The sequence below is a fragment of the Mycobacterium sp. E1386 genome, assembly GCF_001672745.1.
In the GTDB taxonomy this organism is placed as follows: Bacteria; Actinomycetota; Actinomycetes; order Mycobacteriales; family Mycobacteriaceae; genus Mycobacterium.
On record NZ_LZKH01000017.1, the window covers coordinates 1 to 24995 of the forward strand.

At 67.4% G+C, this 24995-nt stretch carries 22 protein-coding genes and 1 pseudogene; 20 read left to right on the top strand and 3 right to left on the bottom strand.

The window, feature by feature from the left end; genetic code table 11:
• The 14 genes and pseudogenes from A5709_RS27135 to A5709_RS01765 all read left to right on the top strand — a co-directional run.
• Nucleotides 1-81, top strand: a pseudogene (locus A5709_RS27135) (hypothetical protein); the annotation flags it as partial.
• A 401-nt stretch (nucleotides 82-482) separates the two neighbouring features.
• Nucleotides 483-782, top strand: coding sequence for a PE family protein (locus tag A5709_RS01705; protein ID WP_066957025.1), 300 nt, complete (start codon nucleotides 483-485; stop codon nucleotides 780-782).
• A gap of 283 nt (nucleotides 783-1065) precedes the next feature.
• Nucleotides 1066-1362 carry a WXG100 family type VII secretion target gene (locus tag A5709_RS01710; RefSeq protein ID WP_007771418.1) on the top strand — a complete coding sequence of 99 codons (297 nt, stop codon included), beginning with the start codon at nucleotides 1066-1068 and terminating at the stop codon, nucleotides 1360-1362.
• A 50-nt stretch (nucleotides 1363-1412) separates the two neighbouring features.
• Entirely contained in the window at nucleotides 1413-1697 is a 285-nt protein-coding gene (locus A5709_RS01715; RefSeq protein WP_046182844.1) for a WXG100 family type VII secretion target, read from the top strand.
• Nucleotides 1698-1784: 87 nt separating this feature from the next.
• Nucleotides 1785-2687 (top strand): ESX secretion-associated protein EspG, encoded by a 903-nt coding sequence (locus A5709_RS01720; protein WP_055405688.1) that lies wholly within the window; start codon nucleotides 1785-1787, stop codon nucleotides 2685-2687.
• Between the two features lie 264 nt (nucleotides 2688-2951).
• Complete coding sequence (gene eccD / locus A5709_RS01725; protein WP_067950334.1) at nucleotides 2952-4463, top strand: type VII secretion integral membrane protein EccD; 1512 nt, start codon at nucleotides 2952-2954, stop codon at nucleotides 4461-4463.
• Entirely contained in the window at nucleotides 4441-6276 is a 1836-nt protein-coding gene (locus A5709_RS01730) for a type VII secretion-associated serine protease mycosin (protein ID WP_068011639.1), read from the top strand. The genes eccD and A5709_RS01730 overlap by 23 nt, the downstream gene beginning before the upstream one ends.
• A gap of 19 nt (nucleotides 6277-6295) precedes the next feature.
• Nucleotides 6296-7492, top strand: coding sequence for a type VII secretion protein EccE (gene eccE, locus A5709_RS01735; protein ID WP_068117538.1), 1197 nt, complete (start codon nucleotides 6296-6298; stop codon nucleotides 7490-7492).
• Entirely contained in the window at nucleotides 7489-9321 is a 1833-nt protein-coding gene (gene eccA, locus A5709_RS01740) for a type VII secretion AAA-ATPase EccA (RefSeq protein ID WP_067950340.1), read from the top strand. The genes eccE and eccA overlap by 4 nt, the downstream gene beginning before the upstream one ends.
• Nucleotides 9322-10534: 1213 nt before the next feature.
• The gene (locus A5709_RS01745; protein ID WP_369827227.1) at nucleotides 10535-11785 is read left to right on the top strand and encodes a PPE family protein; all 1251 of its coding nucleotides are present in this window, start codon (nucleotides 10535-10537) and stop codon (nucleotides 11783-11785) included.
• 72 nt (nucleotides 11786-11857) lie between these two features.
• Nucleotides 11858-13276 (top strand): PPE family protein, encoded by a 1419-nt coding sequence (locus A5709_RS01750; protein WP_068117543.1) that lies wholly within the window; start codon nucleotides 11858-11860, stop codon nucleotides 13274-13276.
• 49 nt (nucleotides 13277-13325) lie between these two features.
• A complete protein-coding gene (locus A5709_RS01755) occupies nucleotides 13326-13649 on the top strand; it encodes a DUF732 domain-containing protein (RefSeq protein ID WP_067950345.1) in 324 nt (107 codons plus the stop codon).
• Between the two features lie 89 nt (nucleotides 13650-13738).
• Complete coding sequence (locus A5709_RS01760) at nucleotides 13739-14059, top strand: DUF732 domain-containing protein (RefSeq protein WP_068117546.1); 321 nt, start codon at nucleotides 13739-13741, stop codon at nucleotides 14057-14059.
• Nucleotides 14060-14201: 142 nt separating this feature from the next.
• Nucleotides 14202-14915 (top strand): MgtC/SapB family protein, encoded by a 714-nt coding sequence (locus A5709_RS01765; RefSeq protein ID WP_067210077.1) that lies wholly within the window; start codon nucleotides 14202-14204, stop codon nucleotides 14913-14915.
• Here the strand turns inward: A5709_RS01765 and A5709_RS01770 are convergent.
• Nucleotides 14912-16108 carry an NAD(P)/FAD-dependent oxidoreductase gene (locus A5709_RS01770; protein ID WP_068117549.1) on the bottom strand — a complete coding sequence of 399 codons (1197 nt, stop codon included), beginning with the start codon at nucleotides 16106-16108 and terminating at the stop codon, nucleotides 14912-14914. The two genes, A5709_RS01765 and A5709_RS01770, sit on opposite strands and share 4 nt — an antisense overlap.
• Before the next feature lie 101 nt (nucleotides 16109-16209).
• Here A5709_RS01770 and A5709_RS01775 point away from each other — a divergent pair, with 101 nt between their 5' ends.
• Together A5709_RS01775 and A5709_RS01780 are read left to right on the top strand one after the other, a co-directional pair.
• Nucleotides 16210-17142, top strand: a complete 933-nt coding sequence (locus A5709_RS01775; protein ID WP_067950352.1) for a sterol desaturase family protein — start codon at nucleotides 16210-16212, stop codon at nucleotides 17140-17142.
• A 94-nt stretch (nucleotides 17143-17236) separates the two neighbouring features.
• Nucleotides 17237-17920: a hypothetical protein gene (locus A5709_RS01780; RefSeq protein WP_067950354.1), complete on the top strand. Its 684-nt coding sequence runs from the start codon at nucleotides 17237-17239 to the stop codon at nucleotides 17918-17920.
• Between the two features lie 5 nt (nucleotides 17921-17925).
• Here the strand turns inward: A5709_RS01780 and A5709_RS01785 are convergent, their stop codons facing one another.
• Complete coding sequence (locus tag A5709_RS01785) at nucleotides 17926-18381, bottom strand: nitroreductase/quinone reductase family protein (protein ID WP_068117552.1); 456 nt, start codon at nucleotides 18379-18381, stop codon at nucleotides 17926-17928.
• 112 nt (nucleotides 18382-18493) lie between these two features.
• Between A5709_RS01785 and A5709_RS01790 the strand changes: the two genes are divergently transcribed.
• The 3 genes from A5709_RS01790 (at nucleotide 18494) to A5709_RS01800 (ending at nucleotide 21275) form a co-directional block, all read left to right on the top strand.
• Complete coding sequence (locus A5709_RS01790; RefSeq protein ID WP_068117555.1) at nucleotides 18494-19177, top strand: TetR/AcrR family transcriptional regulator; 684 nt, start codon at nucleotides 18494-18496, stop codon at nucleotides 19175-19177.
• Nucleotides 19178-19302: 125 nt separating this feature from the next.
• The gene (locus A5709_RS01795; protein ID WP_068117558.1) at nucleotides 19303-19806 is read left to right on the top strand and encodes a VOC family protein; all 504 of its coding nucleotides are present in this window, start codon (nucleotides 19303-19305) and stop codon (nucleotides 19804-19806) included.
• On the top strand, nucleotides 19803-21275 hold the full coding sequence (locus A5709_RS01800) for an FAD-binding protein (protein WP_068117561.1): 1473 nt from the start codon (nucleotides 19803-19805) through the stop codon (nucleotides 21273-21275). The genes A5709_RS01795 and A5709_RS01800 overlap by 4 nt, the downstream gene beginning before the upstream one ends.
• 23 nt (nucleotides 21276-21298) lie before the next feature.
• Here A5709_RS01800 and A5709_RS01805 read toward each other — a convergent pair whose 3' ends face one another.
• Nucleotides 21299-23224, bottom strand: coding sequence for an ABC transporter ATP-binding protein/permease (locus A5709_RS01805; RefSeq protein ID WP_068117565.1), 1926 nt, complete (start codon nucleotides 23222-23224; stop codon nucleotides 21299-21301).
• A gap of 93 nt (nucleotides 23225-23317) precedes the next feature.
• Between A5709_RS01805 and A5709_RS01810 the strand changes: the two genes are divergently transcribed.
• On the top strand, nucleotides 23318-24961 hold the full coding sequence (locus tag A5709_RS01810; RefSeq protein ID WP_068117567.1) for an acetolactate synthase: 1644 nt from the start codon (nucleotides 23318-23320) through the stop codon (nucleotides 24959-24961).
• Nucleotides 24962-24995 lie beyond the last annotated feature (34 nt).

Consider the following 24995-nt stretch of genomic DNA (forward strand, 5'->3'; position numbering starts at 1 on the left):
GGCTCTGGCACCCACGCCGGCGCCGGACCCCGATACGGATTCCGGCCCACCGTCATGGCCCGACCCCCCTTCGCCGGCTGATCAGCACCGCGTAACCGGCGTGGGTGTGGAAAGGACCTAATGCCTCTACTCAAGGGACTCAAAACCCTTTCGGAGAGCCCTGGGTCGTCGGGATGCTGTGGGCGGTCCCGCCCGCGCGGAAGGAGTTTGCGAGCAACGAGATCTTATTGCGAACTGCGGTGCCACAGCGGCTGGGCAAGGTCCACCAGCAACTTTGCCTGCCGACTCTGTCACAGTTTGCTGTGACGCTACTGCAAGGTACTGCGATCCAGGTCAGACGCTGTTACTGTGTCGTTACCAAAAATGAATTCGCCGTACCGTCAAGTGAACAGTTGCAAACAGGCGGCTTCCGAAAGAGCTTCGGAGGTCGCGGTCATCTACTCTCTGCAGAGTCGGGGATTGAACTTAGGAGGGAACCAAGTATGTCGTTCGTGACCACACAGCCCGAGGCTCTGGCTGCGGCGGCCGGAAACTTGCAGGCCATTGGCTCAACGTTGAGCGCTCAGAACGCGGCTGCCGCCGCCCCTACGACCGGGGTGGTGCCCGCCGCTGCCGACGAGGTGTCAGCGCTGACTGCGGCGCAGTTCGCCGCGCACGCGCAGATGTACCAGGCGGTCAGCGCGCAGGCCGCCGCCATTCACGAGGCATTCGTGAACACGCTGTCGACCAGTTCTGGCTCGTACGCTGCGACCGAGGCAATCAACGCAGCTGCCACGGGCTAGTCGGTTGGCGGTTGATGGTCTGGGACAAGGCGTCTCGACGTGGAATCCCACCTCACCGCCCAGCTACCGATGATCTCGGGGGCTGACGGCCGGACAACTCAAACGCCGGAGTTCGGGTTTGACGTCCGTCTCACCGTGTTAGAGCAACCGGTGGCCGCCGGCTGACGGGAAGGGGGGATCATCCTTTTGCATTCGGCTCGGCGGCTCGCCAGCGCGTGACCGGTCCGGCCAGCGTCGTAACCACAGCAAGTATCTGAGTACTCACTTAAAAGGAGACAGCCACATGGCAACACGTTTTATGACTGACCCGCACGAAATGCGGGCGATGGCGGGCCGCTTCGAGGTGCACGCCCAGACGGTTGAGGACGAGGCTCGCAAGATGTGGGCGTCCTCGATGAACATCGCCGGCTCCGGCTGGAGCGGTCAGGCGCAGGCCACCTCGTACGACACCATGGGTCAGGTCAACCAGGCCTTCCGCAACATCGTCAACATGCTCCACGGAGTGCGGGACGGCCTGATCCGCGACGCGAACAACTACGAGCAGCAAGAGCAGGCCTCGCAGCAAATCCTCGGCAGCTAGCGCTTAAAACCGCGGCTGCGTACCATTCCAGACATTAGGAGAACACCGTTATGACAATCAATTACCAGTTCGGCGATGTCGACGCCCACGGTGCCTTGATCCGCGCCCAGGCCGCGTCTCTGGAGGCTGAGCACCAGGCCATCGTTCGCGATGTGCTTGCTGCGGGTGACTTCTGGGGCGGTGCCGGTTCGGTGGCCTGCCAGGAGTTCATCACCCAGTTGGGTCGCAACTTCCAGGTGATCTACGAGCAGGCCAACGCCCACGGGCAGAAGGTGCAGAGCGCCGGCAGCAACATGGCCAGCACCGACAGCGCCGTTGGGTCCAGCTGGGCCTAACCCCAACTTCAGGCGCGGCAGCACACCGAGATCTGGTGTGCTGCCGCGTCCTGCGGTTACCGTGCACTTTGAACCCTTGAGGTATTGATGGATCAGCAGACCGCCCGCACCGACATCACCGTTAACGTCGACGGTTTCTGGATGCTCCAGGCCCTCCTGGACATCCGGCACGTCGCGCCGGAATTGCGGTGCCGGCCATTCGTTTCTACCGACTCGAGCGACTGGCTCAACGAGCATCCCGGGATGGCGGTGATGCGCGAGCAGGGCATCGTCGAAAACGACCAGGTGAACGAACATGTGGCCGCTCGAATGCGGGTGCTGGCCGCGCCGGACCTCGAGGTCATCGCCCTGCTGTCGCGGGGCAAGCTGCTCTACGGCGTGGTCGACGACGAGAACCAGCCGCCCGGCTCGCGAGACATCCCCGACAACGAGTTTCGGGTAGTGCTGGCCCGCCGCGGCCAGCACTGGGTGTCCGCGGTGCGGGTCGGCGGCGACATCACCGTCGACGACGTCGCGATCGCGGACAGCGCCTCGATCGCGTCGCTGGTCCTGGACGCGCTGGAGTCGATACACCACGCCGAGCCCGCGGCGATCAATGCGGTCAACGTGCCGTTGGAAGAAATGCTGGAAGCCACGAAGTCGTGGCAGGAGTCCGGCTTCAACGTGTTTTCCGGCGGCGACCTGCGGCGGATGGGCATCAGTGCCGCCACCGTGGCCGCGTTGGGACAGGCTCTTTCCGATCCCGCGGCCGAGGTCGCGGTGTACGCGCGTCAGTACCGGGACGATGCGAAGGGCCCCAGTGCTTCGGTGCTGTCGCTCAAAGACGGTTCCGGCGGCCGCATCGCGCTTTACCAGCAGGCACGGACGGCCGGGTCGGGGGAGGCCTGGCTGGCCATCTGTCCGGCGACCCCCCAATTGGTGCAGGTGGGCGTCAAGACGGTGCTGGACACACTTCCCTACGGGGAGTGGAAAACCCACAGCAGGGTCTGACATTCGACGAAACACAAAGTTCACCAATGTCTTTGCACTCAACATGCGGTTGAGAAGCCAACACGGCATACTTCTCTAAGAGATTCAGCAAATCTCAAACCACTGTCACCAAGGTTTTAATCGCGAGGCGGGGTAGATGGAATTCGGATTGGTCGAGCTGCAGTTTCCCGGGGGCCGCAGCGCCCCGGAAAACGGGCCGGCGCGGACTCCCGCCCGGCTGGCGGCACGGGGTTACACATTCACGACGGTAAGGGGTTCAGGGCGATGACTGCGGTAGTTGAAGCGCTACAGCCTGACGTTGAGGGAGTTTCGCAGCCTCGGGCGGTCGTGGTCGGCGTTATGGCCGGGGCGGGCGTACAGATCGGCGTCCTCCTGGACGCCAACGCTCCCGTCTCGGTGATGACCGAGCCACTGCTGAAGGTGGTGAACAGCCGGCTCAGGGAGCTCGGGGAGACCCCGCTGGAGGCCACGGGCCGCGGCAGGTGGGCGCTCTGCCTGGTGGACGGCAGCCCGTTGCGGGCCACCCAGTCCCTGACCGAACAGGACGTCTACGACGGTGACCGGCTGTGGATCCGGTTCATCCAGGACACCGAACATCGCTCGCAGGTCATCGAGCACATCTCCACCGCTGTCGCGGCAAACCTGAGCAAGCGGTTTGCCGCGATCGATCCGGTCGTCGCGGTGCAGGTTGGTGCGTCGATGGTCGCGGCCGGGGTGACGGCCGCGTCGGGCTTGCTGCTCTGGTACCGGTGGCACCACAACTCCTGGCTGCCGACGGCGTACTCCGCGGTGATCGCCGCGGTGGTGCTGGGCGTTTCGCTGATGCTGCAGATGCGGGCGCGCACCCAGCAGGACCGCCGCATCGCCGACATCATGCTGCTGAGCGGCCTGGCGCCACTCACGGTCGCCGCGGCGGCGGCGCCGCCCGGCGGGGTCGGATCTCCCCACGCGGTGTTGGGCTTCGGCGTGCTCACCATCGCCGCGATGCTCGCCCTGCGTTTCACCGGCCGCAGGCTGGGGCTCTACACGGCGCTCGTCACCATCAGTCTGGTCACGGCGATCGCGGCACTGGCGCGCATGGTCGCGATGACCAGCGCGGTGACGCTGCTGACCAGCGTCGTCCTGGTGTGCGTGCTGGTCTATCACACCGCGCCGGCGCTTTCGCGCCGCCTGGCCGGCATTCGCCTGCCGGTGTTCCCCTCGGCGACCAGCCGGTGGGTGTTCGAGGCCCGGCCCGACCTGCCGACCACCGTGGTCCGCTCCGACGGCGGCCCCCCGGTCCTCGAGGGACCCGCGTCCGTCCGCGACGTCTTGGTGCAAGCCGAACGCGCCCGCTCGTTCTTGACCGGCCTGCTGGTCGGGCTGGGCGTCTTGATGATCGTCTCGCTGGCGGCTTTGTCGGATCCGCACACCGGCCAACGCTGGCTGCCGCTGTTGCTGGCCGGCTTCAGCGCCGGATTCCTGATGCTGCGCGGACGCTCCTACGTCGACCGCTGGCAGGCGATCACCCTGGCCGTCACGGCCGTCCTCATCGTGGGTGCCGTGGTGGCGCGGTACGCGCTGGTGTTGCAGTCGCCCCTGGCCGTGTCGATCAGTGCGGCGATCCTGGTCCTGCTGCCGGCGGCCGGCCTCACTTCCGCCGCCGTGGTGCCGAACACCATCTACAGCCCGCTGTTCCGCAAATTTGTGGAATGGATCGAATACCTCTGCCTGATGCCGATTTTCCCGCTGGCATTGTGGTTGATGAATGTCTATGCAGCAATCCGCTACCGGTAGTAGCAAGGTGTGGCGAGGGCGCGCTTCCGCGGCGGCCCTCGCCGCAATCTTGCTCGCCTCAGGAGCATTGGCCGGTTTACCACCCGCCTATGCGATTTCGCCGCCGACGATCGATCCCGGCGCGGTGCCGCCTGACGGTCCGCCCGGGCCGCCAGCGCCGATGAAGCAGAATTCGTACTGCACCGAGGTCGGCGTGCTGCCCGGCACCGACTTCCGGTTGCCGCCGAAGTACATGGACATGCTGAACCTGCAGGAGGCATGGCAGTTCGGCCGCGGTGCCGGCGTGAAGGTGGCCGTCATCGATACCGGTGTGAGCCCGCATCCCCGGTTTCCGCGCCTGATCCCCGGCGGTGACTACGTGATGGGCGGCGACGGGCTGTCGGACTGCGACGCCCACGGCACCATCGTGGCCTCGATGATCGGCGCCGCGCCGGCCAACGGCGCCGGAGTCCCACCGGCCGCGCCGCGCCGGCCGGTCACCATCCCCACCACCGAACCGCCACCGAAAGCGCCACCGCCCCAGACGGTGACGCTGTCGCCCTTGCCGCAGACCGTGACGATGGTTCCGCCTTCGCCGACGGAGCAACAGCCCGCTCCAGGACCGTTCGGGCTGCCGCCGCCACCGCCACCGGCCGCGCCCGCGGGCCCGCCGCCGGGACCTCCGCAGGGCGGACAGGCCCCTGCCGGCAACCACGGCGGCGGCACGGTGACCATACCCAGCTACTCCGGCGGGAGCCGCGTGGTCGGCGTCGACAATTCACGCGGCCCGCGCCCGCTGGATCCGCCGCCCAGCCCGCCACCGCCACCGCCGGCACCGCCCTCGGCTGGTCCCGACGCGTTCAGCGGTGTCGCCCCGGATGTGGACATCATCGGGATCCGCCAGTCGAGCCAGGCCTTCGGCCTCAAGGACGCCTACACCGGCGACGAGGACCCGCAGACTCGCGCGAAGATCGACGGCGTCCAGACCATGGCTCGGGCGATCGTGCACGCCGCCAACATGGGCGCGCAGATCATCAACATCTCGGACGTGACCTGTATGAGCGCGCGCAACATCGTCGACCAGCGCGCGCTGGGTGCGGCGGTGCGCTACGCGGCGGTCGACAAGAATGCCGTCATAGTGGCCGCGGCCGGCGACACGAGCAAAAAGGACTGCAAGCAGAACCCGGCGCATGATCCGTTGCAGCCCAACGATCCTCGCAACTGGAGTTCCGTCACCACCGTCGTGACGCCGTCCTGGTTCAGCGACTATGTCCTGACGGTGGGCGCGGTCGACGAGGACGGCCGGCCGATGACCCAGGGCAACCAGGGGCAGGCGTCGACGAGCGTGGCCGGCCCGTGGGTGGGCATCGCCGCGCCCGGTACCGACGTCATCGGGCTATCCCCCCGGGACGACGGCGTCATCAACGCGATCGACGGCCCGGACAACACGCTGCTGGTTCCGTCCGGCACCAGCTTCTCGGCCGCGATCGTGTCCGGCGTCGCCGCGCTCGTTCGCGCGAAGTTCCCCCAGCTCTCGGCGTACCAGGTCATCAACCGGCTGACCCGCACCGCCCGCGCGCCGGCGCGCGGCGTGGATAACCAGATCGGGCACGGGATCGTCGACCCGGTGGCGGCACTGACGTGGGACGTACCCGAAGGGCCGTTGAAGCCGCCGCAGCAACTTTCGGCGCCGCTGAACATACCGAAGCCCGCCCCACCCCGGGATATGGTGCCGGTGTGGGTGGCCGCCGGAGGCTTGCTCGGGGCGTTACTGATCGGTGGGGGCGTGTTTGGAACGGCGATGCTGATGAAGCGATCGCGGAAGCAGCAATAAGGGCGGAGCAGCAACAGTCATGAAAGCTCAGCGCAGGTTCGGTTTGTCACTGTCGTGGCCACGGGTCACCGCGGTGTTCCTGGTCGACGTCGCCATCATGGTGGTCGCCAGCCACTGCCCGGAGTCCTGGCAGGGCACCTATCGCATCGCGTTCTGGGTGGGCGTCGGGCTGGCGGCGTTGATCGCGCTGTTCTCGCTGATCACCTATCACGGGGTGACGGTGACATCGGGGTTGGCCACCTGGCTGTGGGATTGGTCCGCCGACCCCGGCAGCGCGCTGGGCGCGGGCTGCACGCCGGCGCTCGACTACCAGCGCCGCTTCGGGCGCGACAAGGTCGGCGTGCGCGAGTACGAGGGTCAGCTGGTGACGGTCATCGCGGTCAACGGGGGCGACGACGACCCGTCGTCGCGCCACCGGCACCGGACGTCGCCGCCCACCCTGCTGGTGCAGGCGGTGGCAGATGGGTTGCGGCAGTTCGACATTCACCTCGACGACATCGACATCGTGTCGGTGAAGGTGCGTCGCGGCGGCAACGCCGCCGAGCTGTCCAAGCTCGACGACTGGGGCCCCGAGGAGTGGGAGGTGGCGAATGGCGAGCCGACCTCCTATGTTCGCCGCACCTGGCTGGTGTTGCGGATGAACCCGCAGCGCAACATCGCCGCGGTGGCGGTCCGCGATTCGCTGGCTTCGACGTTGGTGGCGGCGACCGAGCGGCTGGCCCAGGATCTGGACGGGCTCACGTGTGCCGCGCGGCCGCTGACCGCCGAGGAGCTCACCGAGGTGGACCGTGCGGTCCTGGCCGATCTGGAGCCCACCTGGAGCCGGCCCGGCTGGCGCCACCTCAAACACTTCAACGGCTTCACCACCAGCTTCTGGGTGACGCCCGCCGACATCACCACCGACACGCTCGACGAGCTGTGGCAGGCCGACACCGTCGCCACCGTGCTGACGGTCCGGTTGACGGCGCGCGCGGGCCGGCCGCAGGTATCGGCCTGGGTGCGCTTCCACAGCGAGAAGCGGCTGCCCCGAGACGTCTCGGGCGGCCTCAACCGCCTCACCGGACGCCAGCTGGCCGCGGTCCGCGCCAGCTTGCCCGCTCCGGCGACGCGCTCCATGCTCGTGGTGCCCAGCCGCGGACTGCGTGACGACGACGACCTGGTGCTGTCGGTCGATCAGCTGCGAGGGAGTCCGTCGGGCGTGCCTGTGGCGCAATGACGCGGCCGCAATCGACCGCTGAGGGCGCCCGCAACGCGATGGTTGCCGGCCTGCTGGCATCCGGGATATCCGTCAACGGGCTGCAACCGAGTCACAATCCGCAGGTGGCGTCGCAGATGTTCGCCACGGCGAGCAGCCTGGACCCCGGGATGTGCGACGCCTGGCTGGCGCGATTGCTGGCGGGGGAGCGGAGCATCGAGGTCCTCGCCGGTGCATGGGCGTCGATTCGCACGTTCGGGTGGGAGACCCGCCGGCTCGGGGTCACCGAGTTGCACTTCCGTCCCCAGGTCTCAGACGGCTTGTTCCTCCAGCTGGCTGTCACCAGCGTCGAGTCCCTGGCGTGCGCTTACGCGGCCGTGCTGGCCGAGGCCAAGCGCTACGAGGAGGCGGCCGAACTGCTCGACGGGGTAACGCCGCGCCAACCATTCGAGCAGGAGCTGGTCGACTACGTGCGGGGCATCCTGTATTTCCGCACCGGGCGGTGGCCGGATGTGCTCAACCAATTCCCGGAGGGCAAGGTCTGGCGTCAGCCCGAACTGAAGGCCGCCGGAGCGGCGATGGCGACGACGGCGCTGGCGTCGCTCGGCGTCTTCGAGGAGGCGATCCGGCGGGGCCAGGACGCGATTGAAGGAGACCGCGTCCCGGGCGCGGCCAACATCGCCCTCTACACCCAGGGCATGTGCTTGCGACACCTGGGCCGTGAGGAAGAGGCCGTCGAGCTGTTGCGCCGGGTGTATTCGCGGGATCCGAAGTTCAGCCCGGCCCGCGAAGCGCTGGACAACCCGAACTATCGACTGGTCCTGACCGACCCGGAAACCATTGAGGCGCGCACGGATCCGTGGGACGCGGACAGCGCGCCGACCCGGGAGGAGACGGAGGCCGCTCGCCACGCCGAGGAGGCCGCAAGGTACCTGGCCGAGGGCGACGCCGAGCTCAACGCGATGCTGGGCATGGAACGCGCCAAGCGGGAGATCAAGCTCATCAAGGCCACGACGAAGGTGAACCTGGCCCGCGCCAAGATGGGCCTTCCCGTGCCGGTGACCTCGCGCCACACCCTGCTGCTCGGGCCGCCCGGGACCGGTAAGACGTCGGTGGCGCGCGCCTTCAGCAAGCAGTTGTGCGGCCTGACAGTGCTGCGCAAACCGGTGGTGGTCGAAACCAGCCGCACCAAGCTGCTGGGCCGATACATGGCCGACGCGGAGAAGAACACCGAGGAGATGCTCGAGGAAGCTCTCGGCGGGGCGGTCTTCTTCGACGAGATGCACACGTTGCACGAGAAGGGCTACCAGCAAGGTGACCCCTACGGCAACGCGATCATCAACACGCTGCTGTTGTACATGGAGAACCATCGCGACGAGCTCGTCGTCTTCGGTGCCGGTTACGCCAAGGCGATGGAGAAGATGCTTGACGTGAATCAGGGCCTGCGGCGCCGGTTTTCGACCGTGATCGAGTTCTTCAGCTATACGCCGGACGAGCTGGTCGCTTTGACCCGGTTGATGGGCCAGGAGAACGAGGACGTCATCACCGAGGAAGCGGCGCATTCCCTATTGCCTTCCTACACCAGGTTTTATCTCGACGAGAGCTACTCCGAGGACGGGGACCTGATCCGCGGCATCGATACGCTCGGTAATGCCGGCTTCGTGCGCAATGTGGTCGAGAAGGCCCGCGATCACCGCAGTTTCCGTCTGGACGACGAGGATCTGGATGCGGTGCTGGCCAGCGACGTCACCGAGTTCAGCGAGCGGCAGCTCCTGAGGTTCAAGGAGCTGACCCAGGAGGACCTGGCCGAGGGCCTCAGCGCGGCGGTCGCTGAAAACAAGACGACGTAGGTCGCGCGGCTCACTTCAGTTGATTCGTGCCGCGGTGCCGCGGGTTGGCGCCGAACCCGGCTCCCGCGGGTGCCGCGGCGGTGTCAGGTATGCGCGGGCCTCCCGCGGCGAGCGGCTCGACGGAGCCTCGGTTATTTACAAGCCGCTTTTGAGGAAAATGGCACGCCTAGCAACGCCTTAGGCGTCCCAGCCGAATGGCGAGGACTGGGCAAAACCATCGGTGACCAGGCACAGCCGGCCTCCCAGGAAACTGCCAGCAGCTAATCAGCGGCGCTGCAGAGTAGCCCATCTACCCTTCGTGTGGGTGAACGGTAGGGGAACGGCATGGCAATCGGGTATCAAGTGTCGGTGGAGTGGGCGGGCATGGCGCCATGGTTCGCGCCCGGGCGGCGCCGGTGGAGACCCGGCGTCAGTCTCGTTCGCGACGTACCGGCGCCGCGGGCCCGGTGCCCCGCCGGGAGCACATCGCCCGGGTAGGTCGCAGCCGCCGGGTGATCCGGGCGGCGGCCTACCGCGCGGGCAAAAGTTCTAGACGGCCGGCAGCAACACAGCCGGCACCGACAACGCCGTCGGCTCTGGTTGGGCGTATTAGCGTCCCGATCGGCTTGACATTGACACGCTCGCTTTGAGCTTGCGGTTTGATCCGCGGGCAACTTTGCGGCATATGTCCGATATGCGTATTTCGCTGTGTTGCCATATGGCGATAGGAGGATCCAACACTTCCAATCCTTCTTTGATATGACTGGAAATCGATTTAAAACGGTCGATGATAACGTCGATCCGTGGGCCTTCTATTGCCCGAAATAGCGGTTTGCGCAGCCAGTAAACCGCCGCTCAACTGCGCCTCGAACCGTTCTTAACCTCGATGTATGCAAGATCACATCGAAATAGCCGCCCGCCCAACTTCTCACACGGGCCGGTGGTGAAGTGACATTTGATTTTTACATTTGGTTACGCGGAAGGAACGCGGACGGAAATGCGCTATCGCCACAATGCTCTTATGTTTGTGGGCGGTTGGCGGGTTTAGTCACACGCGATCTTTGTAGGGATTCAGTTAGGCAGCGAATGGCCGGTTATTTGAAGTATGTGGAATGAGCTCGTGGCTTCAGAAACGGATCTGATGGATTTCATTAGAACCTTGCCGCGGTTGCGGCCGGGGCAGCAAAGCCGCGCCTACCCTGGCGGCCACTTAAGGGACGGGAGGTAGTCGATGTTGGACTTCGGGGCGCTTCCGCCGGAGGTCAACTCGGGGCGGATGTACGTCGGCGCCGGGTCGGGTCCGCTGCTGGCCGCTGCGGCGGCGTGGGATGAATTGGCGGCGGAGTTGCAGGCCACGAGCGCCTCGTACGGCTCGACGATCGAGTCGCTGGCGACGGGGCCGTGGACGGGTCCGTCGTCGATAGCCATGGCCGCCGCCGCCGCGCCATACGTGGCGTGGATGAACGCCACCGGCGCTCAGGCGGAGGAGGCCGGCGCCCAGGCCAAGCTGGCCGCGGGAGCCTACGAGGCGGCGTTCGCGGCCACGGTGCCGCCACCGGTGATCGCGGCCAATCGCGCGCTGCTGGCAACGCTCATCGCCACCAATATCCTCGGCCAGAACACCCCGGCAATCGCCGCCACCGAAGCCCAATACATGGAGATGTGGGCCCAGGACGCCGCCGCGATGTACGGGTACGCGGCCTCATCGGCAACCGCATCGCAACTGACGCCGTTCGCGGAGCCGCCGCGGACCACGAACGAGTCGGCCGGACCCATGCAGGCGGCCGCGGTCACGCAGTCGGGTGCGCAATCGGGCTCCAACACCGCCTCCAAACTGAGCACGCTGCAACCCCTGCTGAACGCCGGCAATACCGCGGCAACCAACCCGACGACGGGGACCGGGGTCACCACGGGAATCGGGCAAAACCTCGACTACTGGAACAACATCTGGTCGGTGCTGACGGGCCCGTATTCCCCCCAGTCATGGAGCAGCGTCCCGGGTGGCCCGTTCCTGTCCTTCGGCCAGGCGTACGCCTGGGGCCAGAACGGCCAGGGCGCCGCCGCCTATTTGTCCGGCCCGAAGGCGATCTCCGGGGCACTCGCGCCACTGACCAGCGGACCCAGCGCCGTGCGGCCCATGCTCAGCTCCGCCGTCGGACCGGTTTCGGGCTCCATGGGCAAAGCGTCCCTGGTCGGCAGCATGTCGGTCCCGCAGGGCTGGACGGACGCGGCCCCGGCCATCCGGACCGTCGCCCAGGTGATGCCCACCAACATGGCTGCCGCCCCGGCCGCCGCGCTCGCCGGTGAAGAGGGAGTGTTCAGCCAAATGGGGCTGTCCAGCCTGCTGGGCCGCGCCGTCGCGGCCAGCGCGACCCACCCCATGGCCGGAAGCGCCGCCGCGGCGGCCAGCTCGCTCGGCGGTGCCGTCGCCGAGGCCGACCCGGCCGCCGCCACCATCATCGTGATCCCGTGCATCGAGGAGTGACCGCCATGAACACACCGCACATCTGCCCAGCACCGAACACCCGGCCGCCGGCCACCAGGTAAGGGGTCACACATGTTTTACGGAGCCTTTCCGCCGGAGCTCAACTCGGGCCGGATGTACGCCGGCCCGGGACCGGAGTCCTTGGTGGCGGCCGCTACCGCGTGGGAGAACCTGGCCACCGAGTTGCAGTCCGCGGCGTCGGCCTATTCGTCGGTGGTCTCGAGTCTGGCCACCGGGCCGTGGGCGGGCCCCTCTTCCCTCGCCATGGCCTCGGCGGCCGCGCCCTATGTGGCCTGGATGCAGCAGACCGCGATTCAGGCCCAGGAAGCCGCCACCCAGGCCGGCGCGGCGGTAGCCGCGTACGAGGCGGCGTTCGCTGCGCATGTGCCGCCACCGGTGATCGCGCAGAACCGTGCCCTCTTGGCGCAGCTCATGGCGACCAACCTGTTCGGGCAGAACACCGCCGCGATCGCGGCCACCGAGACCGAGTACGGCGAGATGTGGGCGCAGGACGCCGTGGCGATGGACAGCTACGCCACCTCGTCGGAGGCGGCCTCGAGGTTTACGCCGTTCGCGGAGCCGCCCCAGACCACCAACACTGCGGGGACCACGATGCAGGCGGCCGCGATAAGCCAAAGTGCCGGCACCTCCGCCGGCAATGCGGGGTCAACGGTCAGCGCGGCGGCCAACTCGCTCACCACGACCGCGACAGCGGGCAACCCGATACTGGCATGGCTCTCGCAGCTCGCCACCCAGTACAACACCACCATCACCACCTTCTTGAAGGGCTTTGGCACAACTCCCGGCGGTACCCCGTTGATCACTGCCATGTACAACGCGGTCAAGGTGCCCCTGGGGCTGACCACGCAGTTCAACGACGTCGGATTGCTCATCAACTTCCCCGTGTCCCAGTGGCTCAAGTTCGCTCCACCCGTCGCCTACGGCGCGCTGCCGAAGGACGCGCTGGGCGCCGGGCTGGGGGCGTTGGGCTTCGGCCGGGGCACGCTCTACGACGCGATCAGCCCGACGGCCGGCTTCGCGCGCGGCACGTTGGTGGGGCAGTTGAGCGTTCCGCCGAGCTGGGCCTCGGCCACCCCGGCCATCCGAACAGTTGCCGCCGCATTGTCGGCCGCGGGGCCCGAGGCGGTGCCGGCGGCGGCGCTGGGCGAGGGCAGCCTGTTCAGTTCGATGGGAATGGCGGGGATGCTGGGCAGCGCCCTCGGCTCCGGGGGGCCCACCGTGGTCGGCGCCGGCGTGCGCAACCGGATGAAGCCCATCAAGGACCTCAAAGACAAGCAGTCGCCGGAACAGCTGAAGCGTCTGGTCGCACAGATATCGGAGAAGCCCGAAACCGTGCAGCACCACAACGTCGACCAGGAAGGTCTCGACGCCCTGCTCGAGCAGCTGGCGAAGAAGCCCGGCATCCACGCCGTGCACCTGAAGAAGGGCGACAAGTCCAAAGTCCTGCCCGCTGATGCCCAATTAGGTTAGCGGCCAACATGATTCAAGCCCGTGTGGCGATGCGCAAGGAAGGCGAGCAATGAAACGGTTACTGGTTCTACTGGGCGTCCCCGCCCTGATCGGCCTGGCCGCACCGGCATACGCCGATCCTCCACCCGTACCGGACGGCGACGACGGGGCGTTCCTCGCCGCGCTGCACCAGGCCGGCTTCGGCTTCGCAAGTCCGGATGCGGCGGTCGGGGCGGGCCGGGCCGTCTGTTCGTGCCTGAACAACGGCGAATCGGGCTTGGAGCTGGTCCATGACGTGAAGATGCACAATCCGGGCATGGACATGGAGATGGCGTCCAACTTCGCCATGATCTCCGCGAAGTACTACTGCCCGCATCAGCTCAGCAAGGCCTGACCGATACGGTATTACCCTGGCCCAGAAGGCATTTCGCAAGATCGAGCCGGTGCTGCGGTCGACGTCGCGCCATGAGACAATCACCGGTTATGAGGCTGCTGCTGCCGCTGATCGCCGTTCCGGCCGCGATCGTGCTCGCCGCGCCCGCGCACGGCGAGCCGGATGGTGGCGGCGTCGACGAGGCGAGCTTTCTCGCGTCGCTGCGAACCGCGGGCATCACCTACAAGACGCCCGAGGCGGCGGTCCAGTTCGCCCAGGCGGTATGTACTGCGATGGGCAACGGCGAGTACGGCCCCCAGATGGTCAACGATCTGAAGGGCCAAAATCCCGGGCTCACTACCGATCACGCCACGTCGTTTCTGGCGATCGCCGCGAAATTCTACTGTCCCCAGCAACTCAACAAGAGCTAGCCTGGCGTCGGCCACATCGGGAACCCTTTGGCGGCGCACGGGTTTCGCACGCATGACCGCAACGCATCCGGTTCGGCTCGGCGCCACCTGCCGTTCACCTGAGAGTGGTTAGCTCCGGCCGGTGCCGGGGGAAGGAGTGCCGATGGAGACCACGCTGAGCGTCGCCGATTTCGCGCTCCGGCTCGCCGTGGGCGTGGGATGTGGCGCCCTCATCGGCCTGGAGCGGCAATGGCGGGCGCGCCGGGCCGGCCTGCGGACCAACGCGCTCGTCGCCGGCGGCGCGACCCTGTTCGTGCTGTATGCCGCCGCCACCGCGGACACCAGCCCCACCAGGGTGGCGTCGTACGTGGTGTCCGGCATCGGGTTCCTCGGCGGTGGCGTGATCCTGCGCGAGGGCGTCAACGTCCGGGGCCTCAACACCGCGGCCACCCTGTGGTGTTCCGCGGCGATCGGCGTCCTGGCGGCCTCGGGTCACCTGGTGTTCGCGTTGATCGGCACCGGGACCGTCATCGCGATACATGTGTTCGGGCGTCCGCTCGGCCGGCTGATCGATCGCGACAACACCGGCGACGAAGACGAAAGTCTGCGGCCCTACCTGGTGCAGGTGGTCTCGCGTCCCAAACACGAGCAGTACGCGCGCGCCCAGATCGTGCAGCACGCGAGCGGTAACGACATCACGCTGCGCGGCATCCATACCGGGCGGTCCGGCGACGACGAGGTCACGTTGACCGCGCACCTACTCATGGACGGCGACGCCCCGTCCCGGTTGGAGCGGCTGGTGGCGGAGCTGTCGCTGCAGCCGGGAGTTCGCGCGGTGCAGTGGTATGCCGGCGACGAAGCGCAATCGGACCGTTAAGGGCGGGCCTGCAACTCGGGCGCGGCCGCGGCCAGGAGGTCGGCGCGGTTCCCGGTCAGCGGCGGATAGATGCGCCGGGTGTTGATCGTCCGCTTCGTAGCCTTGGCCCGTTCGCCGGTTGACACCAGCAGCCGATCCCATCCTTCGGTGTAGACCGCGCCGGCCGGTCCGAGATCGAGAACCGTTACATACCAAGGGATTCGGAGAGCCAGCAGCGGTTCGCCGAATAGGTCGCTGATCACGTTGTAGCCGGCGTAGCGGCCCATCGGGCGGCCGTGTTGACACGACATCACCGACAGGTGGTCGTCGTCCATACGGGCGGCCGCGACGTCGCCGGCGGCAAAAACCGCGGGGACGCCGATCACCCGCAGAAAGTCATCGACGGGCACCCGCCCCAGGCCGTCGCGCGCCACCGGCAACTGCTCGGTCAGCGAGCTGGCCCGCATACCGGCACACCACACCACCGTGCCCGCCGCCACGTGTTCACCCGAGGTCAGCGACACACCGCGCTCGCTGATGGCGGCGACACCGACGCCCGCCCGGGTCTCGACGCCGTTGGCCGCTAGCGCGGCTTCGATCGCCGGTCGCGCCGAGGCGCCCATGTCGGAGCCGATGCGGCTGCGATCCAGCAGCACCACGCGGGGAGTGGCGTCGCTGCCGGCGAACAGCCGCCGCAACCTGTCGGGTAGCTCGCAAGCCACTTCGATGCCGGTCAGCCCCGCCCCGACCACGACGACCGTGGCCGCCGCTGCCGTTGGAGATCCGTCGGCGAGCCGAAGCAGGTGGTCGCGCAGGGCAAGGGCACCGTCGTAGGTGTCGACGTCGAAACCGAACTCCCGCAGGCCCGGTATGGGGGGTTTGACGACCTCGCTGCCGGAGGCCAGCACGAGCCGGTCGTACTCGTATGTCCCCCCGCCCGACGTGGCGACGGTGCGTGCGTGGGTGTCGATCGCGGTCACCTCGGTGGCCACGTGTGCCACGCCCACGGGATCGAGGAGGCCGGCGAGCGGAATGCGGCATGGGCGCAGGTCGGCCTCGTAATTGCGCACCCGAATGTCGTGGAACGGTTGGGTGGCCAACACGGTGATGTCGACCGTTCCGGTCGGGACGGCCAGCTCGTCGAGTCGGCGCGCAGCGCCGAGCGCCGCCCATAATCCGGCGAAGCCCGAGCCGATCACCACCACAGCTGTCAACTGCTAACACCTCGCGTCGTTCGGCCCCGTCGTCCCAGTTTGGACCGCATGGCGAACCAAGGCGACCCGCATGGCCCGCCGCCCGTCGTAGTCTTATGCCTGTGAGTGCACTCTCAGGTTTCGTGTCCGCGCTGCCCCCGCAGATGCGGGATCCCGTGCTGCTCGCCATTCCCTTCTTCTTGTTGCTGTTGACGCTGGAATGGGCGGCGGCCCGAAAGCTGGAGAGCATCGCCGAAAACGCGCGGCCGGTCTCCGGCGCGTACCTCACCCGCGACTCGCTGGCCAGCATCTCGATGGGGCTGGTCTCGGTGGGCACCACCGCCGCCTGGAAGACCCTGGCCCTGTTCGGCTACGCCGCGATCTATGCCTACCTGGCGCCCTGGCACCTGTCGGTGGCCCGGTGGTACACCTGGGTCATCGCGCTTGTCGGCGTCGACCTGCTGTATTACGCCTATCACCGGATCGCGCACCGGGTCCGATTGATCTGGGCGACGCACCAGGCCCATCACTCCAGCCAATACTTCAACTTCGCGACCGCGCTGCGCCAGAAGTGGAACAACAGCGGCGAAATCCTGATGTGGGTGCCCCTGCCGCTGCTGGGGGTCCCGCCCTGGATGGTGTTCTTCAGTTTCTCGATCAGCCTGATCTACCAGTTCTGGGTGCACACCGAGCGGATCGACAAGCTGCCACGGCCCATCGAATTCCTCTTCAACACCCCGTCGCATCACCGGGTGCACCACGGAATGGACCCGATCTACCTCGACAAGAACTACGGCGGAATCCTCATCATCTGGGACCGGCTGTTCGGCAGCTTCCAGCCCGAGTTGTTCCGCCCGCATTACGGCCTGACCAAGCAGGTCACCACGTTCAACATCTGGAAGCTGCAGACCCACGAATACGTCGCGATCGCCCGCGACTGGCGTTCGGCGACCCGGCTGCGTGACCGGCTGGGCTACGTCTTCGGCCCGCCGGGCTGGGCCCCGCGCACCGCGGACCACACCGAGACCGCCGTTTCCCTGGCCACATCGCCGTAACGCCGGCGGCGGACGGCGCGAAGACTTCTGCGTAACGGAAAGTCACGCCGTAATCTCAAATCGGTCGAGATTTGGCCCAGAGGGATCGGAGTTGATGGTGCGTCGCCTGGCAATGCGAGCGTTCACCGCGTCGATCACCGTGGCCGCGCTCACGCAGTGGATGCCGACCGCGCCGGCCAAAGCCGACCCCGTCATGGTCTATCCGGGCATGGAGATCCGGCAGGACAATCGCGTCTGCACGCTGGGCTACGTCGACCCCAATCTCAAGATCGCCTTCACCGCGGGGCACTGCCGCGGCGGCGCGGGCGTGGTCACCGACCGCGGCGGGGCCGTCATCGGCCGGCTGGCCGCCTTCCGGGACAACACCCCCAGCGGCACTACGGTGGCTACCGACCAGCTGATCACCGACTACGAGGCGATCGTGCTGGACAACGGCGTGATGGCGAACAACGTCCTGCCGGGCGGGCGTCCACTGATCTCGAATCCGGCGGCGGCGCTCGCCCCCGGGCAGGCGATCTGCCACTTCGGCGTCAGCACCGGCGAAACCTGCGGGACGGTGGAGAGCGTGAACAACGGCTGGTTCACCATGTCGCACGGCGTGCAGAGCCACAACGGCGATTCGGGCGGGCCGGTGTACCTGCCGTCCAGCGCGGGTCCGGGGCTGCTCGTGGGGATCTTCAACAGCGTGTGGGGGGACTTTCCGGCGGCGGTGTCTTGGCGGGCGACCTCAGAGGAGGTCCGTGAGGACCTCGGTGTGACGCGCGGGGGCGCTCGTTAGGCGATTCAGCGGGACTCGTCCGCCTCCGCGAGCGCGAACACGGGGATCGTGGGTGCGACGGCGCGGAACTCCTCGTCGGTGCTGACCGGGGTCAGCCCGGCGACGTAGTCCTTGACCTGCCAATACCAGCGCTCCAGATAGCGGCGCAGCAGTTCCGGTTTGGCCGCGTCGGCCACCTCGGTGACGCGGGCGCAGCGCCGGCGCCAGCGGGGGCCGGTTTCGACGACGCCCGCGGCCCGGACGTTGCGGGCCCACTGGGTGTTGCCTCGTGGTGAGACCAGGTAGTGCACCCCGTCAACGGTCAGCAGATTGATGACGACCGCCCGCGTCTTCCCGCTTTTGCGCCCGCGCACCCGCAGCGCATGGGTGCCGGCGATGCTGACACCCATCTCGGCAAGCCAGCGGATCACCGCGTTGGCGGCCCGCACGGCCCCGCCCGGTTCTTCGTATCGCGTGGACATGTCGCATCCTTTCTTGCAAACCTTCCGAGAGCAGTGCTCTCTAAACGGAGACTGTGCCACACGCTCAGCCGGAAAGCAAGAGCGGTGATCTCGGTTATGCCAGACTGGCCGCGTGGGCAAACGCCAGGAGACCCGGCAGCAGATCGAGTCGCGCATCATCCAGCTCGGTCGCCAGCAGCTGGTCGACCGCGGCGCGGCCGGGTTGTCGGTGCGTGCGATCGCCCGGGACCTCGGCATGGTGTCGTCGGCCGTCTACCGGTACGTGTCCAGCCGCGACGAGCTGCTGACCTTGCTGCTGGTCGATGCCTACTCGGACCTCGCCGACGCCGTCGATCGCGCCCGCGAGGCGGTCGGGGACCTCTGGAGAGACGATGTCATCGCGATTTCCCGGGCGACACGGGAGTGGGCCGTCGCGCACCCCGCCCGCTGGGCCCTGCTGTACGGCAGCCCCGTGCCCGGGTATCACGCACCGCCGGAGCGCACCGTGGCCGTGGGCACCCGGGTGGTGGCGGCGTTCTTCGACGCCGTGGCGTCGGGCATTGCCACCGGCGACATCAGGCTGACCGATACCGTTGCGCCCCAACCGATGTCGTCGGACTTCGAGCGGATTCGCCAGGAATTTGGCTTCCCCGGCGACGACCAGGTGGTCGCCAAGTGCTTCCTGCTCTGGGCGGGGGTGCTGGGTGCGATCAGCCTCGAGGTGTTCGGGCAATACGGCGCCGATACCCTGACCGATCCCGAGGCGGTGTTCGGCGCGCAGCTTCGGCTGCTGGTGGACGTGTTGAGCCAACATTGACGGGCCGGCCGCCGCCCGGAATTAGAACATGTTCACCCAGCCTGCGGAACGCGGGAGCCGCTCGCCATGGCAAAGTTTTCGCGGCCCTTCCTGGCTCCCGAGCCACTCGACTATCCTGCGAGACGATGACCCTTCCCGTTCAATCGCCAACGCAGATCGCGTGGGTTACCACCGACCTGGACGCCACCGAAACCGCCCTCACCGGCTTGTTAGGGGTGCGCAAATGGGTCCGCATACCCGACGTGCACTTTGCTCCGGAATCCTGCAGCTACCTCGGCAAGCCGGCCGATTTCGTCGCCAGCATCTCGCTGAGCTATCTCGGCGACATGCAGCTGGAACTGATCCAGCCCGTCCGCGGGGAGAACATCTATAGTGACTTTTTGCGCGAATCCGGGCCCGGTCTGCACCACATTTGCATGGAGGCCGAGAACCCCGGGCAGTTCGACGCGGCGTTGGCCGAGGCCGTGGAATTCGGCGCCGCGGTCGTGCAGCAAGGTGTGATGCCCGGCGGGATCCAGTTCGCCTATGTGTCAGCGCCGCAGGCGGCGGTGCCGTTTGTGGAGATCGCCTACATCGCGCCCGAGATGAGGGCGTTTTACGACTACATCAAACAGGAGCAGCGCCAATGAGCACGGAGATCCCGGCAACGGTCAGCGCGGACGACGTGACGTCGTGGTCGGATGACGTCGACGTGGTGGTGGTCGGCTTCGGCATCGCGGGCGGCTGCGCCGCCGTCAGCGCGGCGGCCGCCGGGGCGAAGGTGCTGGTGCTGGAGCGTGCCGCGGCGGCGGGCGGCACGACGTCGCTTGCCGGGGGGCACTTCTATTTGGGTGGGGGAACGGCGGTTCAGCAGGCCACGGGCCACGCCGACTCGCCCGAGGAGATGTACAAATACCTGGTCGCCGTGTCCCGGCAACCGGATCACGACAAGATCCGGGCCTACTGCGAGGGCAGCGTCGAGCATTTCAACTGGCTGGAAGACTTGGGTTTTCAATTCGAGCGCAGCTACTTTCCGGGCAAGGCCGTCATTCAGCCCAACACCGAGGGCCTGATGTTCACCGGCAACGAGAAGGTGTGGCCGTTCCTGGAGCAGGCGGTGCCGGCGCCGCGGGGCCACAAGGTGCCCGTGCCCGGCGACACCGGGGGCGCCAGCATGGTGATCGATCTGCTGCTGAAGCGCGCCGCGAACCTGGGCGTCCAGATCCGGTACGAGACGGGCGCCACCGAACTCATCGTGGACGGTTCGGGCGCGGTGTGCGGTGTCATGTGGAAGCAGTTCTCCGAAACCGGTGCGATCAAAGCAAAGTCGGTGATCGTCGCTGCCGGCGGATTCGTGATGAACCCGGAGATGGTTGCCAAGTACACCCCCAAGCTGGCCGAGAAACCGTTCGTGCTGGGCAACACCTACGACGACGGGCTGGGCATCCGGATGGGCGTATCGGCCGGCGGCGCAACCGAGCACATGGATCAGATCTTCATCACGGCTCCGCCGTACCCGCCGTCGATCTTGTTGACGGGCATCATCGTGAACAAGCTGGGACAGCGCTTCGTCGCCGAGGATTCCTACCATTCCAGGACTTCCGGGTTCATCATGGACCAGCCGGACAGCGCGGCGTTCCTCATCGTCGACGAGGCGCACCTGGAGCACCCCAAGATGCCGCTGGTGCCGCTGATCGACGGATGGGAAACCGTCCCGGAAATGGAAGCCGCGCTTGGCATTCCGGAGGGCAAGCTGGTCGCGACGCTGGACCGTTACAACGCCAACGCCGCCCGCGGCGAGGACCCGGACTTTCACAAGCAGCCCGAATTCCTTGCGGCACAAGATCACGGCCCCTGGGGCGCGTTCGACATGTCCTTGGGTAAGGCGATGTACGCCGGCTTCACCATCGGCGGGCTCGTCACGTCCGTGGACGGCGAGGTGCTGCGCGAGGACGGCACCGTCGTGCCGGGCCTGTATGCGGCCGGGGCGTGCGCGTCCAACATCGCCCAGGACGGCAAGGGCTACGCCAGCGGCACACAGCTGGGGGAGGGCTCGTTCTTCGGCCGCCGCGCCGGAGCGCACGCGGCCGGGCGGGCCGGGGGCGCGCAGGCGCGCTAAGACCCAGCGCGGCCCGGACGGCGCTAGACGCGCGCCGGTTCCTTCTTTTCCTCCACGGGTCCCAGCCGCCATGGCCCGCCGCCGAGCAGCTGCAGCTCCTGTTCGTGGTGCTGCTCGACGGTGGGTCGGTGGCTGACGCTCACGACCACACAGTCCGGCAGCTCGGTCCGCACCAGCTGGTACAACGCGAATTCCAGGCCCTCGTCCAGCGCGGAGGTGGCCTCGTCCAGGAAGACCGCCTTGGGTTTGGTGAGCAGGATCCGCGCGAAGGCGACCCGTTGCTGCTCGCCCGGGGACAGGACCTTGGCCCAATCCCGTTCTTCGTCGAGCCGGTCCAGCAGCGGCGCCAGTGCGACTTTGGTGAGCACCTCGCGCAGCTCGGCATCGGAGACCTCGTCCGGCGAGTTCGGGTAGCACACCACGGTGCGCAGGCTACCCAGCGGCACGTACGGCAACTGCGACAGGAACATGGTCGCGTTGTCGCCCTGCGGACGGCAGAGGGTGCCGGACGCGTACGGCCACAACTCGGCGAGGCTGCGCAGCAGCGTGGTCTTGCCGGCACCCGAACGCCCGGTGATCACCAGCGAATCGCCTTCGGCGAGTTGAACATCGAGCGGGTCGATCAGCCGATCGCCGGCCGGAGTGCGCACCTCGATGTCGCGAAGCTCGACTGGCGCCTCTTCGCTCGGCTTGACCAGGATGGTCGGCAGCGCGCGGCCCTTGTCGTTGGCGTCGACCAGCCCGTGCAACCGGATGATCGACGCCCGGAAGGCCGCGAACGCGTCGTAGTTGTTGCGGAAGAACGACAGCGAATCCTGAATGTTGCCGAAGGCCGTCGCGCTTTGCCCGACGTCACCGAAGTCGATCCGGCCGGCGAACAGGCGCGGCGCCTGAATCACCCACGGCAGCGGGACGATTGCCTGCGACACCGACCAGTTCCAGCCGTTGAAGATGATGGTCCGGCGGACGAACTTGCGGTAGTTGTCGATGATCGGGGTGAAGCGCCGCCACAGTTGCGCCCGCTCCACACGCTCGCCGCGGTAGAAGCCCACGGCCTCCGCGGCATCGCGCAATCGGACCAGGGCATACCGGAACGCGGCGTTCAGCTTCTCGTTGTTGAAGCTGAGCCAGATCAGCGGATGGCCGAGCCAGATCGCCACCAGCGTGGCGACCAGCACGTAGATCAGGACGGTCCAGAACATGGCGCGCGGGAAGTCGACGCCCAACACGGTCAGGTTGCCGGACAGGTTCCACAGGATCGCGGCGAAGGAGATCACCGAGGCCACCGCGTTCACGGCGCCGAACAGCAAGGTGCTGCCGGTCCCGTTCGAGGGGATGTTGGGGGTGCCACCGGCATTCGCGGTGAAGATGTCGATGTCCTGCTGGATGCGCTGGTCGGGGTTGTCGATGGTGTGGTCGATGAACAGATCCCGGTAGTAGGCCCGGCCGGCGAGCCAGTCGTCGGTGAGATTGGCCGTCAGCCACATGCGCCAGGCGATGATGAACCGCTGCGTCAGGTAGATGTCCACCATGAACCGGATGACGTACAAGACCGCTAGCACGCTGAAGATCGCGATCGACATCCAAAAGCCGTGTATCCCGGACTGTTTGACGTTTTCGTCGTCGGCCGCGAGGCCCTGCACCGCCTTTTGTACCGCGGTGTAGAGGTCGTTGCCCTGGTAGCTGAGCAGCACCATCAGCCGCACGGACAGGAGTACGGACAGCAACAGCACGCCCAGCATCGCCCACACCCGCACGCTGTGCGCACCCACGAAGTAGCCGCGCGTGATCCGCCAGAACTGCTGGCCCCACGGCGTGAGATACCTGAAGGCGACCAGCACGATGAACAACACCACCGCGCTGACGACCCACGCGATGGCTACCCACCGCAGGGAATCCACGGCGGCCGTCGACCAGTCGATCGACGGCTTGAACGGCTTCGGGCCCATGGTCGCTATCTCCTCGGGGTCGAGCTGGTGGACTCTGCTGGAACTTCAAATCCTCCGGCGAAGGTACCCGAAGGATCTGGATAGGCTGCGGTTATGAGCACCGACGCCATCTCCACACAAACATTGCACGCCGGCCGGCTCATCGCGCGGCGCCTGCGCGCCAGCGGTGTCGACACCGTCTTCACGTTGTCGGGTGGCCACCTGTTTTCCGTTTACGACGGCTGCCGCGAGGAAGGGATTCGGCTGATCGATACCCGCCACGAGCAGACCGCGACCTTCGCCGCCGAGGGGTGGTCGAAAGTGACGAGGGTGCCCGGCGTCGCCGCGCTCACCGCGGGACCAGGGGTCACCAACGGCATGAGCGCGATGGCCGCGGCTCAGCAGAACCAGTCACCCCTGGTCGTTTTGGGCGGCCGGGCGCCCGCGCAGCGCTGGGGAATGGGTTCGCTGCAGGAGATCGATCACGTGCCGTTCGTGGCGCCGCTGGCCCGCTTCGCCGCCACGGCGCAGTCGGCCGCGGACGCCGGCCGGCTCGTCGACGAGGCGTTGCTGGCGGCGGTCGGCGCCCCGTCGGGCGTCGGCTTCGTCGACTTCCCCATGGACCACGTGTTTTCCATGTCCGAGGATGACGGCCGTCCCGGCGCCCTCACCGACCTGCCGCCGGGACCCACCCCCGACGGCGACGCGCTGGGCCGCGCCGCCGGCCTGCTCTCCGCGGCGCAGCGGCCGGTGATCATGGCGGGCACCAACGTCTGGTGGGGACACGGGGAGGCGGCGCTGCTGCGCCTCGCCGAGGAACTGCAGATCCCCGTGCTGATGAACGGCATGGCCCGCGGCGCGGTGCCCGCGGACCACCCGTTGGCCTTCTCGCGGGCGCGTGGAAAAGCGTTGGGGGAAGCCGACGTTGCGCTGATCGTCGGTGTCCCCATGGACTTCCGGCTCGGCTTCGGTGCGGTGTTCGGGCCACAAACCCGGCTCATCGTGGTGGACCGGGCCGAACCCGAGCGCAACCATCCCCGCCCGGTTGAGGCCGAGCTCTACGGGGACCTGCTGACAACCCTCGCGGCGCTGGCCGCCGGTGGCGGGACCGACCACCGAGCGTGGATCGAGGACCTGCGGGCGGCCGAAACCGCGGCGCGCGACAAGGAGAAGACCGAACTCGCCGACGACCGCGTCCCGTTGCATCCCATGCGGGTGTATGCGGAGCTGGCGCCGATGCTGGACCGAGACGCGATCGTCGTCATCGACGCCGGTGACTTCGGGTCCTACGCCGGGCGGGTGATCGACAGCTACCAACCGGGCTGCTGGCTGGACAGCGGCCCCTTCGGCTGCCTCGGCTCTGGCCCCGGTTATGCCCTGGCCGCCAAGCTCGCCCGGCCGGACCGTCAGGTCGTCCTCCTGCAGGGCGACGGCGCCTTCGGCTTCAGCGGCATGGAGTGGGACACGCTGGTTCGGCACAACGTGCCCGTCGTCTCGGTGATCGGCAACAACGGAATCTGGGGACTGGAAAAGCACCCCATGGAGGCGTTGTACGGCTATTCGGTGGTGGCCGAGCTGCGTCCGGGCACCCGCTACGACGAGGTGGTGCGCGCCCTGGGTGGCCACGGCGAGCTGGTCTCCGCGCCGGCCGAGCTGCGGCCCGCGCTGGAACGCGCCTTCGCCAGCGGCCTGCCCTCGGTGGTCAACGTGCTCACCGATCCCAACATCGCCTACCCGCGCCGCTCGAACCTGGCCTGATCTCACGCGGCGGCCCACCGCGTACCGTTGACCT

Bases quoted from the DNA above. Each gene is read 5' to 3' on its own strand.
- A5709_RS01705 (WP_066957025.1), top strand. From the start codon at position 483: ATGTCGTTCGTGACCACACAGCCCGAGGCTCTGGCTGCGGCGGCCGGA.
- A5709_RS01710 (WP_007771418.1), top strand. From the start codon at position 1,066: ATGGCAACACGTTTTATGACTGACCCGCACGAAATGCGGGCGATGGCG.
- A5709_RS01715 (WP_046182844.1), top strand. From the start codon at position 1,413: ATGACAATCAATTACCAGTTCGGCGATGTCGACGCCCACGGTGCCTTG.
- A5709_RS01720 (WP_055405688.1), top strand. From the start codon at position 1,785: ATGGATCAGCAGACCGCCCGCACCGACATCACCGTTAACGTCGACGGT.
- eccD (WP_067950334.1), top strand. From the start codon at position 2,952: ATGACTGCGGTAGTTGAAGCGCTACAGCCTGACGTTGAGGGAGTTTCG.
- A5709_RS01730 (WP_068011639.1), top strand. From the start codon at position 4,441: ATGCAGCAATCCGCTACCGGTAGTAGCAAGGTGTGGCGAGGGCGCGCT.
- eccE (WP_068117538.1), top strand. From the start codon at position 6,296: ATGAAAGCTCAGCGCAGGTTCGGTTTGTCACTGTCGTGGCCACGGGTC.
- eccA (WP_067950340.1), top strand. From the start codon at position 7,489: ATGACGCGGCCGCAATCGACCGCTGAGGGCGCCCGCAACGCGATGGTT.
- A5709_RS01750 (WP_068117543.1), top strand. From the start codon at position 11,858: ATGTTTTACGGAGCCTTTCCGCCGGAGCTCAACTCGGGCCGGATGTAC.
- A5709_RS01755 (WP_067950345.1), top strand. From the start codon at position 13,326: ATGAAACGGTTACTGGTTCTACTGGGCGTCCCCGCCCTGATCGGCCTG.
- A5709_RS01760 (WP_068117546.1), top strand. From the start codon at position 13,739: ATGAGGCTGCTGCTGCCGCTGATCGCCGTTCCGGCCGCGATCGTGCTC.
- A5709_RS01765 (WP_067210077.1), top strand. From the start codon at position 14,202: ATGGAGACCACGCTGAGCGTCGCCGATTTCGCGCTCCGGCTCGCCGTG.
- A5709_RS01780 (WP_067950354.1), top strand. From the start codon at position 17,237: ATGGTGCGTCGCCTGGCAATGCGAGCGTTCACCGCGTCGATCACCGTG.
- A5709_RS01785 (WP_068117552.1), bottom strand. From the start codon at position 18,381: ATGTCCACGCGATACGAAGAACCGGGCGGGGCCGTGCGGGCCGCCAAC.
- A5709_RS01795 (WP_068117558.1), top strand. From the start codon at position 19,303: ATGACCCTTCCCGTTCAATCGCCAACGCAGATCGCGTGGGTTACCACC.
- A5709_RS01800 (WP_068117561.1), top strand. From the start codon at position 19,803: ATGAGCACGGAGATCCCGGCAACGGTCAGCGCGGACGACGTGACGTCG.
- A5709_RS01805 (WP_068117565.1), bottom strand. From the start codon at position 23,224: ATGGGCCCGAAGCCGTTCAAGCCGTCGATCGACTGGTCGACGGCCGCC.
- A5709_RS01810 (WP_068117567.1), top strand. From the start codon at position 23,318: ATGAGCACCGACGCCATCTCCACACAAACATTGCACGCCGGCCGGCTC.